Here is a 10,358-nt window from a genome sequence, read left to right as displayed (position 1 = left end):
GATTTCCGCCTCGGTCAGGGCCACCGGCTCGCCGAACTGGCCGCCGGGCAGGCCCAGCTTGACCGCCGAGGGGGCTTTGGGATGCGCATTGACCGGCTTCATCGTCTGGCGCCCGGCATGGCTGATCTGCGCCCAGAACTGGCTGCCGCCCGCCTTGGCCGCGCCCGTCCAGCGGCGCAGCGCGTCGATCATCGCCCCATCGGGCGCAGAATCGAGAATGACGTTGCCGGGGCGCTCCAGATGGTCGGCGTCGATATGGACATTGCCGCTGAGCAGCACGCCGCAGCCGCCCTTGCCCCAGATCGCATAGAGCCGCTCCAACTCGGCGGTCGGGCGGCCCTGCGGATCGGCCAGCCCCTCGGTCATCGCAGCCTTGGCCAGGCGGTTGGGCAGGCGCGCACCGCCCGGCAACGTCAGCGGACTTTCAATCATCGACTTCCCCCGTTTTCAGCTCGCCGGTCTATTCGGCCTTCATCGCCGGAACCGCGCGCGCGGCATCTTGTGGTGTGAGCCCCGGCGCAGGGGCGGCGCTGATCGTCTCGACCCGGCGCATGACCCGCCCGGCGCGCTGCACCGCTCGAACGAGGCGCGGATAGACCCCGCAGCGGCACAGGTTGGGCACCGCGGCAGCAATGTCTTCCGGCGTCGGATCGGCGTTGCGCGCAAGGAGCGCGGCGGCGGCAATTGCGATGCCCGGGGTGCAGAACCCGCACTGGATCGCCTGCTCGGCCACCAGCGCCTGCTGCACCGGGTGCGAACGGTCTGGCGAAAGGCCCTCGATCGTCGTGATGTTGCGGCCTTCCGCCTCGCCCAGCGTGACCAGGCATGAGCGCAGCGCCTGACCGTCGATCAGGACCATGCACGCACCGCAGTCCCCTACCCCGCAGCCGTACTTGGTGCCGGTCAGGTTCGCGCCGTCGCGCAACGCCCACAAGAGGGGCGTCTGCGGATCCATCCGCAGCTCGACGGCGCGCTCGTTGATCGTGAGGCGGGACATTCAGCGCCGGATCAGTCGCGCCAGCTGCGGTCGATCTTGTCGATCCGGCGCACCCAGGCATCGAAGTCCGCCCCGCCCGGCTGGTGGCCGGGAACATTGGCTTCGTGCAGGTCGCGGTGGTGCACGGTGACGACTTCATCCGGCACGACGATCGGCTTGCCCGCCGCCATGGTCGCCAGCTGAATTTCGCAGGCGCGCTGCAGCGACCAGTGCATGATGAAGATTTCCGGGATCGACCGGCCAAGGATGACCGGGCCGTGGTTCTTCAGCATCAGTACACGCTTGTCGCCGAGGTTCTTCAGCAAGCGTTCGCCTTCCTCGGCGCGCACCGTGATGCCTTCGAAATCGTGATAGGCGATGCGGCCCGCGAAATTGCAGGCATAGAAGTTGACCGGCTGGAGCCCGCCTTCAAGGCTGCACACCGCCATGGTCGCGGTGGTGTGGGTGTGGACGATGGCGTGGGCCCAGGGCACGTGGCGGTGGAAGTACGAGTGTTGGACAAAGCCCGCCTTGTTCACCGGATAGGGGCTGCCATCGAGCGTGTTGCCGTCGATGTCGATCTTCACCAGGTTCGAGGCGCAGACTTCGGAATAGAGCAGGCCATAGGGGTTGATCAGGAACGCGCCTTCCTCGCCCGGGACCTTCACCGAGATGTGGTTGTAGATCGATTCCGACCAGCCGAGGTGATCGAATATCCGATAGCACGCGGCCAATTGCTGGCGGGCCTGCCATTCCTCTTCGCTGCAATCGATGTTTCGCGCGTGTGCGCTGAGCTGGGTTGCCATGATCTCTCTCCGGTCGGTTTCGAAGCGCAACCCTAGCGAATTATTTGCCGATGAAAATGCGCAATCCAGCCCAGATCGTGCGCGGCGCGCCCAGATCGACCGAGCCGCCCTGGTTGCGGGTCCACACTTCGGTATCGGTCAGGTTTTCTGCCCGCAGGACCAGACTGAACTTCCTGGTCACCGGTACTTCGACGAACGCGTCGAGTGTGGTCGCGGCGGGCAGGATGTCGGTCTGCAGATCGTCCTCGTACTGCGCGCCAACGTGCTTCACACGCAGCGCCAGGTTCCAGCCATCGGCCGGCTTCCAGCCCAGCGTCGCGCTGGCGGCAAGGCGCGGGGTCTGCGCGGGGCGCATCCCGTCAAGCGCAAGGGAAGCGCCGCTGGCCTCGACCCGGGCATCGGTCCAGGCGATTGAGCCATCGAAACTGACCTGTCCAAGCGTGGCCGAAAGCGTGCCTTCCACCCCGCGTGCGTGGACGGCATCAACATTGCGGCGCTCGCGCAGGTTGGTTCCGATCGTAACGTTGGCAATCGCGTGCTCGACCCGGTTGTCGAACCCGGTGACCGACAGCCGCACGCCGGGTACGACCGTCCAGTCAAACCCGCCCTCGAAGCCCACCAGCCGCTCATTGCGCAGGTTCGCATTGGCCTTCGTCGTGACCGGGAAGACGGTGAAGGGCCGATAGAGCTCGTTCAACGTCGGCTGGCGTAGCCCGCTGTAGGCCGAGGCACGCACGGCCAGCCCTTCGTCGAGCCGCAGCACCGCGCCGCCGCGCAGCGACCCGTCCCAGCCGGCCCGGTCCGCATAGGTGTTGTCGGTCGTAATCGTCCCCGCGGCGTTGGCCTCGCGGAAGAAGCCGTCCCGGATTGTCCAGCGGTCGGCGCGCAGGCCCCCCGTCAGGGTCAACGCGCCCAGCGTCCAATCGTCTTCGAGGAAGAAGCCCACATCGCTGTTTCGCCCGCCCGCGGTGCGCCGCGCGGTGACCTTGCCGGTCACCGTGCTGTAGGCATCCTCGAACAGGGTGCCATCGGCCACGCGCCAGTCACTGCCGAAACGCAGGACATGGGCATCGCCCACCGGCGGGCGCAGTTCGGCCTTGCCGCCCCAGCCGATCGCGGGGGTATCGCGCTGGTCGAGCGTCTTTTTGAAGCTGGTCGAGGAGACCACGATATTGGTGAAGTTGCGCGCCTGGACATATCCCAGCACGTCGAATTGCCACGGCCCCTTGCCCACGATCCGCAGGCTGGCGTCCTGCCCTTCGGTGGACGAATCGGCGCCCTTGAAGCGCAGCGTGCGGTGGTCCTCGAACACCAGCGTGCGCGCCTGAAGCTCTACATCGCCGGTCAGCGGGGCGACGGCACGCAGGCCAACCGACCAGCTGTCGTAAGCGGCCTTGGCGCTGGCCGGAACGCGCTGGTTGAGCGGAGTGGTCCAGAAGCCCTCGCCTCGGTCCCATCGCCCCGAAACCACGGCAAAGCCCGCACCAAGCTTTGGCGCGAGGCTGGCGGAGACTTCACTGTCGCCGCGATCGCTCGCCAGCGCGCTGCCGGACAACCAGCCAAGCTGATCCGGCCCCGCGCTGCCCAGCTCGATCGTGCCGGCAACCGCGCCCGATCCGAACGCACCCGCCCCGCCGCCGCGCGTGACCCGGACGCTGGCCAGCCGGTCCGGCGCGATGGCGGAAAGCGGGACGTGGCCGAAGAACGGATCGATCATCGGCACGCCATCCAGCAGCACGAGGCTGCGGCTGGATGCATTGCCGCCCAGCGCGCGCAGTGTCACCCCTTGCGCCGTGGGATTGGACGAACGGCTGTCGGACCGGCGGAACTGCTGGAAACCGGCCACCGACGAGAGCACGTCCTCGATCCGGCCCGAGGCGCTGGAGCCTAGCTGCTCGGCGCTGATTTGGGTCGTGTCATAAGCGGTGGTGGCAGGCGTTTGATCGAGCCCGCGCCCGGTGACCACGATCACTGCGGAATCGGCGGCGTCGCCCTCGGCAGTCTGGGCATGGGCAGCGGCGGGCAGGCTCAGGGCCGCGGCGGAGAGGAGAAGGATGGTGCGCATGGTTTCGGGTGCAGCCGATTAGGGCCTGCACCCTACCTTGGCAACCGCTCTCATGGTTCCTTGGGCGGCAGCCAGCTGGCCGGAATCCAGCCGGTCCAGGCATGGCCGTTATAGGCCCCGTTGATCCGCACCATGGTCCCAAGCGCGGTGTTCGCCTGATCGCCGGCAGGATTGACCGGAACATCGTCTTCGATCAGTTCGCCGCGAAAGGCGGGGCCTTCGGCAGTGCCGATTTCGACGACTCGGAACGTCGTTATCTCAATCGGTTCGGTTCCTATGGCCGGCGGGACGAACGTTTGCATGCCACGCTGATGGAACATGCCCCGGTCTTCCCAGAGATAGGTGCCCGCGACGCTGACGAAGGGTCCGATCGGCGTGTTGACCACCTCGAAGGACACTTGATTGGCCGGTCGCCCCTGCTCATCGAAGAAGGTTCCTTCCATGTGCTGGCTCTTGCTGCCGGCACCCCAGAGCGTCTCTTCGTAATAGACATGCTCGCGCGCCAGCCATGCGGCCGGAATCCAGCCCTGCCACTGCTGGCCGAGCAGCTTGCCATCGAACCGGACCAGCTTGCCGATCGGGGTTTCGACACTGTCGCCGGATGGCTGGACCAGCTTGCCGGCATTGTAGATCTCGCCGCGATAGACCGGCAGGTTAGCGCCAGGCCCCCTGACGATGCGAAACTCGGTCATCCCGCCGATCGAAGGCTGGTTGTCGATCGCTGACTTCGCTTCGCCCGGCTGGATCCGCTGGTAACCGCAAACGCTCCACAGCGCCGCGCAGCGCACCCATTCGAAGTGGCCGACCGGAGTCTCGACCGGCGGCGGCTCGGTACTGTTCCCGAACAGATCGTCGGGCTCGGCAAGGGGCTTGCCGTTGGCGTCGAGCAGCACGCCGCGCACGCCCTGGCTGCGCGTGCCGGGGTTGGTCACGGTCAACTGATAGAGCGCCGGGGCCGGACTGGCCGAGACAAGGGTGGCAGACTTGACCGGCGCGGGCTCGGCCGCAGCACAGCCTGCGCCGAGGGTAAGAAGCGCTGTCAGAATCAGGGCGTGGCGCATGTTGATCTCCGTTGTCGAGCCCATAGCCTTGCGTTGGGGAGCGGATCGTTGATTGCAATCAATGAATATCCGGATCATCTAATATAGCAAGATTGGGATAGGATCATCCAATGCAATCAAAATATTATTTCGCACTGGCCCTTCCGCTCGCCTTTTTCGGCGGGGTTGCGGCGGCTGACATGGGGGTTGGTCAGGACTTCGACCTGCCGGGCAAGCACGCGCCCGATATTCCGGACTCGCCGGTGCCCGATGTGCCGGAGCCGACCTGCGTCGATTGCGGGCCAGGCTATCATTGCAATGCCGCCAAGGACGGCTGCGAGGCCGACGATCCGCAACCAGAGCCTCAGCCTGAACCGCAGCCCGAGCCTCAGCCCGAGCCCCAGCCTGAACCGCAGCCGGATCCGATCGATGTCCCGGTGTAACGCGCGGCGGCTGCTGGGCTGCCTGACCGCCCCGCTGGCCCTGATTGCAGGGGCGACGATCGCCGATGCGCAGGCGGGGCCAGTGCCCCTACCGCCGCCGGTCGCCGTGAGCCAGAGCGAGCCGGGCTATGGCGCGCTGTTCGAACAGCGCAATGCGCTCGTTGCCCGGCAAACGGCGATCAACAGGCGACGGGACGATCACAATGCGGTGTGCTTGGGCATTCCCGCCAACAACACCAGCCAGATCGCCTGGTGCCGCTCCGATGCGGACGCGATCGGGCGGGAAAAAGGCGCCTATGCCAAGCAGCTGACGGTCTACAACGCCTATCAAGCCTATTATCAGGGTCAGACGCGCTATCTGCGCAAGGACTACAGCGGGGCGATACCTTTCTACCGGCAAGCGATGAGCTTTGGCGTGCCGATCGATACCCTCATGACTGAATACTATCTCTCGCAGGCGCGCGTGGCCGAAAAGAACGGCGACATGGAAACGGCGCGCGCCCGGATGTGCGACATCAACGCCTATGAGACGAATCGGCCAAGCTGGCTCAACTTTGAACTCGAGCAGCTGTTCGGGCAGATCAGGGGCTGGATGAAGCGCCACAGCAGGAAGTTCGAAGTGCGCACGCCGACCTGCGCCTTGGCAGACAGGGGATAATCGCTGCGCTGTAGGGAAGGTGGAGGTGGGGGCAGTCACCTGACAACACGTCTCCGCCGCCAGTTTCCCGTTTCCGAGCCGGTTAAACGGGAATATCCCAAAATCCGCCCACTCAACGCGGCTTTCCGGATTATCAATTAGCTGAATTTCCGCAGTTTTATGATTGAATTCCCGTGATAGCAGAAACGGGAATTTAACTCGCTAAAACGGGAAATGATCCAATCATGAGCCTTTGATTGGAGACCATCGACGTTAGCGCATCCGGTCCCGTCAAGATTCCAAACAGCGCCGATAAAGTATGGAGTTGGCTTTCACGGAAACGCCGGCTCAATTCGGGGTTTGCGGACTAGCCGGAACATCCCTTCAGAGGCGTGGGGTACACCGGTCTCGCCGCACAATGCAGCTGATGCGGACACGTACCGGCCAAAGTCCGTCCTCGATGCAAACGGGAAAAGGCGTCCAACCGGAGACCATGGGGTCGGATTTGGCCGGCCGCCTGTCGAGACGCGTTTCTCCGGCAAGCCTGGGCCTGGTCGCCCCAAGGGCTCGGCCAGCTATGACACCATGATGCGCAAGCATCTCGCGAAGAAGCGAAAGGTCAAGATCGATGGCCGCGAGCGCAGCATCTCTCAGGGCGAACTGCTGATTATCACGACCGTGCGCGATGCCTTGGAGGGCAAGAGCAAGGACGCACGCAAGCAGGTCCTTGCTGACATGGCGCGGATGTCGCCGGCGGCAACGCCGGAATCTGCTGAACCGGCCGGCAGGCTCAATGAGGCCGACAGGCTAACCCTGGATGAATTCTGCCAGACTGTTCGCGAGGACATCATGGCTGAATTTGGAATTGAGCCCGATCCAAAGCCGGAAAGCGGAGATGAGGGGTGATGATTGCGCCGCATCGAATCTGGCGGGAGCATTTTCCATTCTTCGTACGGGAAGTGTTCCGCCAGCTGGAGCCAAACGACCCGCCGCTAGCCCTCGCCTGGTACCTCAAAGCGATGTGCCACTCTCTGGTGGACACCTACCGGGGGGACGTGCGCCGTCTTGTCATCAATGTCCCACCTAGGTTCGGCAAGTCGATCACAACGGCAGTCGCGTTCTGTGCATGGCTGCTCGGGCAAGATCCCACGCTGAAGATACTCGTCGGCACCTACAATGAAGACCTTGCCCGCCAACACCACAACCAGCTGCGCCAGATCATGGAAAGCCCGGAGTATCGGGCAGCCTTCCCCGGTACGGTAATCGACCGGAAGAAAACCCGGATGCTGGACTTGCACACCACCAAAGGTGGTTTTCGCATGTCGGTAACCACCGGGGGCAGCGCCACAGGATTTGGCGGCGATTACATCATCCTCGATGACTGCATGAAAGCGCAGGATGCCGGGAGCGAAGCTGAGCGGGCGCGCATCGAACAATGGTACCGGGGAACGATCGGAACGAGGCTCAACGATCCGCAACGCGGGGTCATCATTTCGATTCAGCAGCGGCTCCATGAATACGACCTCTCCGCAGTCATGCTCGAAAGCGGCGCCGTTCACCTCAATCTCCCGGCCGTTGCCCCGGCGCGGCAAGAGGTCGCTATCGGTCGGGGCAAGGTTCATATCTTTGAGCCGGGCGATCTACTCGATCCGGTCCGCTTCAACCAGGAGGCACTCGCCAGACTTCGAGCCGAAAATGGCGCACGCAACTACAGCTGTCAGTACTTGCAGGATCCTGCTCCGCCCGGTGGCAATCTGGTCCGCCTCGAATGGTTTGGGCGCTATGATGAGCGCCCAACGCGGGACACCTTCTGGAAGGTGATCCAAAGCTGGGACACCGCCTCCAGCGCTGAGCCCGGCAGCGCGTACTCCGTCTGCACCACCTGGGGCTTTCTCGAGGGCCGCTGGTATCTGCTTGATGTCTTGCGCGAGCGACTCGACTACTGGGATCTCAAGCGTGCCGTTGTCCGGCTCTGGCGGCAATGGAGCCCTGACCGTGTCATCATTGAAGACGCCAGCACCGGACCGGCGCTCTTCGCTGAACTACGCGTGGAAGGTCCGTTTACGCCGCTGATGTGGAAACCCGAACGTTCCAAGGAAGAGCGCCTGATCGGCCAGACCGGACAGATGGAGGCAGGCAAGATCGTCATCCCGCACGAGGCGCCTTGGCTCGACGCATGGTGCCGCGAGCTGCTCGCAGCCCCCAATTGCCGGCACTGGGACCAGGTCGACAGTACCACGCAGTTTCTTGAGTTCGCGTTGTCGCGCAAAGGCTGGATCGAGACAGAGTACGATCCCAGGACCGGGCGCAAGCTCCGCATTACCAGGCGGAACAGACCGAACCGCCGGACCTAAACCCTCATTCATCCCGGGGCAGGACGACAAAGCCCTGGGGACTCAAATCGATGGTGGCTCACTTCTCAGCGCCCTCCCGGATACCATCCGAACGGCTCAGTCCGGGGCGTCAGCAGCGCCGCCTCGACACATTCATTGAAACGACTCGGTATCAATCGCGCAAGAAATTTGATCGGTCCTGAACCTTGTACCGGAGTTTCGTTGCGTTTATTTCGAATATGGGGTAGTGGAGTATACAACCTCGGAGAGTTCCATGACCTTGCCAGCGCATTCTGAGCCTTTTGGCGGCCAAATGCCGTCTGCCAGCGATCGCCAGATCGCCAACCAACTACGCCGGATGCTCGCCGCACAAAAGTCCGGCGAAGCCACTTTGCGTGTACGTGAACCGGAGACGAAGAAGCCAGTCGAGATCACCCTAACCCCCGCGATGTCGGATATTTTCCTCGAACTTCTGAGGCACATCGGTAGCGGCCATGCTGTCACGTTGGTGCCGATCCAGGAGATGCTGACAACTCAGCAAGCTGCTGATCTACTGAATGTTTCCCGGCCGCACTTGATCAAACTGCTCGAGCAAGGGGCTATGCCTCATACTTTCGTCGGCAGGCATCGCAGAATAAAGGCTGAAGACATATTCGAGTACAAGGCCAAACGGGATGAAGAACGCTCGCATGCGCTTGCTTCACTGATCGGCGACGATGCGGATCTGATCTGATCAGCATATGTTCGCCAACCGCTACACCGCCTTTGTCGATGCTTGCACATTGGTCAGCGTTTGGCGACGCAACCTTCTCTTGACCCTTGCCGAGGCGGAATTTTTCCGTCTGCGATGGTCTGAGAAAGTGCTTGCTGAAACAGAGCGAGCGATTGCCCGGGTGTTGCATGAGCGCGGCGTGCCGAATTGCGCCGCGCGGGCTCGGCATTCTGTTGCCAACATGAAAGCGGCTTTTCCGGAAGCGCTAGTTGAAGACTACGGCCTGCTTGAGACCATGACTTATGGATTGCCAGATCCAAATGACGAGCATGTTCTGGCAGCGGCAATCAAAACTCAAGCGCAGGCTCTGGTTACCGAAAATCTCGCCGACTTTCCGGCGTCGGTGCTGACTTCCTTGTCGATTGAGGCCCGCAGCGCTGACGATTTCATCGCTGACACGATTGCCCTTGAGGAGGGGCGCGCCGTTGCTGCGATCAATCGCATGCGGCTACGATTGAAGCGACCCGAATTAACCGGAGAAGACATGCTGCGCTCACTCGAGGCGCACGGACTACTTGAAACCGCTTCCGTATTGGCGCCGCATATCGAATCCATCTGAACTATAACCACTACAAGTTAAGGAGACGGGACGATGGCCAAAAAACCCGACTTGCCCAAATATCACCTGGTCCCGGACGGAGAAAAATGGCGGCTCGAGCCAGAAGGCGGCGGCCGTGCCAAACGGGTGTTCGACAGCAAGGCCGAAGCAACTGCAGGAGGGATACTGAAGGCAGCTCTCGGCAAGGCGGGCGGCTCAGTTCGTATCCACAAGCAAGACGGCGAGATTCAAGAGGAACGGACTTTTCCCCGGAGCAAAGACCCGAGAGAAACAGAAGGTTAGTGCCGAGCCCTCCCTCTGCGACGGAGGCGCTCATTCCTTATAAATAGACTTCCGCGCGAGAGGGGGCCGCAGATAACCGAACGCAAAATGTGGCACCAAAGGCATGCCTTGGCGGCGCCGTCCATGGCCTCATTGGCTAGCTACGACGCGAATTCGAGTCGCTCGAGTCCGAACCCAAGTAGGCCGTTGTCATTCCACAATCAGTTCGGCGTGCAGTGCGCCCGCCGATTTCAGCGCCTGCAAGATGCTGATTATTCGCCTAGTATCGACCTTCAAGCCAACCAGCCCCTGGACCAGGTCCCCTACCGTCGCCGCGCCCAGCGATCTTGACCAGGGCTTCGCTGGGCACTGCGGCATGGCCGGCAGGTGCGCGATCACTTTCCGGCCAAGACCAGGCTGAGGAAGTGAGCACCACGAGGGCGCGGCGCGCACCGCTCGTGCACCA

At 63.0% G+C, this 10,358-nt stretch carries 12 protein-coding genes and 1 pseudogene; 7 read left to right on the top strand and 6 right to left on the bottom strand.

The window, feature by feature from the left end; all coding sequences use genetic code 11:
* The 5 genes and pseudogenes from ACE3SN_RS14230 to ACE3SN_RS14210 all read right to left on the bottom strand — a co-directional run.
* Positions 1–432, bottom strand: a pseudogene (locus tag ACE3SN_RS14230) (NADH:flavin oxidoreductase); the annotation flags it as partial.
* A 28-nt stretch (positions 433–460) separates the two neighbouring features.
* Positions 461–997, bottom strand: coding sequence for a (2Fe-2S)-binding protein (locus ACE3SN_RS14225; protein WP_374531100.1), 537 nt, complete (start codon positions 995–997; stop codon positions 461–463).
* An 11-nt stretch (positions 998–1,008) separates the two neighbouring features.
* On the bottom strand, positions 1,009–1,782 hold the full coding sequence (locus ACE3SN_RS14220) for a class II aldolase/adducin family protein (protein ID WP_374531098.1): 774 nt from the start codon (positions 1,780–1,782) through the stop codon (positions 1,009–1,011).
* Between the two features lie 40 nt (positions 1,783–1,822).
* On the bottom strand, positions 1,823–3,847 hold the full coding sequence (locus tag ACE3SN_RS14215; RefSeq protein WP_374531096.1) for a TonB-dependent receptor: 2,025 nt from the start codon (positions 3,845–3,847) through the stop codon (positions 1,823–1,825).
* Between the two features lie 50 nt (positions 3,848–3,897).
* Positions 3,898–4,932: a hypothetical protein gene (locus ACE3SN_RS14210; protein WP_374531094.1), complete on the bottom strand. Its 1,035-nt coding sequence runs from the start codon at positions 4,930–4,932 to the stop codon at positions 3,898–3,900.
* A gap of 86 nt (positions 4,933–5,018) precedes the next feature.
* On the opposite strand from ACE3SN_RS14210, the gene ACE3SN_RS14205 reads away from it, so the two are divergent.
* From ACE3SN_RS14205 to ACE3SN_RS14175, 7 genes are all read left to right on the top strand, one after another.
* On the top strand, positions 5,019–5,330 hold the full coding sequence (locus tag ACE3SN_RS14205) for a hypothetical protein (RefSeq protein WP_374531093.1): 312 nt from the start codon (positions 5,019–5,021) through the stop codon (positions 5,328–5,330).
* Positions 5,317–5,988, top strand: a complete 672-nt coding sequence (locus ACE3SN_RS14200; RefSeq protein WP_374531091.1) for a hypothetical protein — start codon at positions 5,317–5,319, stop codon at positions 5,986–5,988. The genes ACE3SN_RS14205 and ACE3SN_RS14200 overlap by 14 nt, the downstream gene beginning before the upstream one ends.
* Before the next feature lie 339 nt (positions 5,989–6,327).
* Positions 6,328–6,873 carry a DUF5681 domain-containing protein gene (locus ACE3SN_RS14195; protein ID WP_374531089.1) on the top strand — a complete coding sequence of 182 codons (546 nt, stop codon included), beginning with the start codon at positions 6,328–6,330 and terminating at the stop codon, positions 6,871–6,873.
* Entirely contained in the window at positions 6,873–8,321 is a 1,449-nt protein-coding gene (gene terL / locus ACE3SN_RS14190) for a phage terminase large subunit (protein WP_374531087.1), read from the top strand. Before ACE3SN_RS14195 ends, terL begins: the two co-directional genes overlap by 1 nt.
* Positions 8,322–8,574: 253 nt before the next feature.
* Positions 8,575–9,033 (top strand): helix-turn-helix domain-containing protein, encoded by a 459-nt coding sequence (locus tag ACE3SN_RS14185; RefSeq protein WP_374531085.1) that lies wholly within the window; start codon positions 8,575–8,577, stop codon positions 9,031–9,033.
* Between the two features lie 7 nt (positions 9,034–9,040).
* Positions 9,041–9,631 carry a PIN domain-containing protein gene (locus ACE3SN_RS14180; RefSeq protein ID WP_374531083.1) on the top strand — a complete coding sequence of 197 codons (591 nt, stop codon included), beginning with the start codon at positions 9,041–9,043 and terminating at the stop codon, positions 9,629–9,631.
* 33 nt (positions 9,632–9,664) lie between these two features.
* On the top strand, positions 9,665–9,913 hold the full coding sequence (locus ACE3SN_RS14175) for a DUF2188 domain-containing protein (RefSeq protein WP_374531081.1): 249 nt from the start codon (positions 9,665–9,667) through the stop codon (positions 9,911–9,913).
* A 189-nt stretch (positions 9,914–10,102) separates the two neighbouring features.
* Here the strand turns inward: ACE3SN_RS14175 and ACE3SN_RS14170 are convergent.
* Positions 10,103–10,358, bottom strand: a 256-nt coding sequence (locus ACE3SN_RS14170; protein WP_374531079.1) for a flagellar basal body P-ring protein FlgI, incomplete at its 5' end; no start/stop codon positions are given.

It is taken from the genome of Novosphingobium sp., assembly GCF_041915465.1.
Lineage (GTDB): Bacteria > Pseudomonadota > Alphaproteobacteria > Sphingomonadales > Sphingomonadaceae > Novosphingobium.
This window is presented reverse-complemented; position numbering and strand designations above follow the sequence as displayed.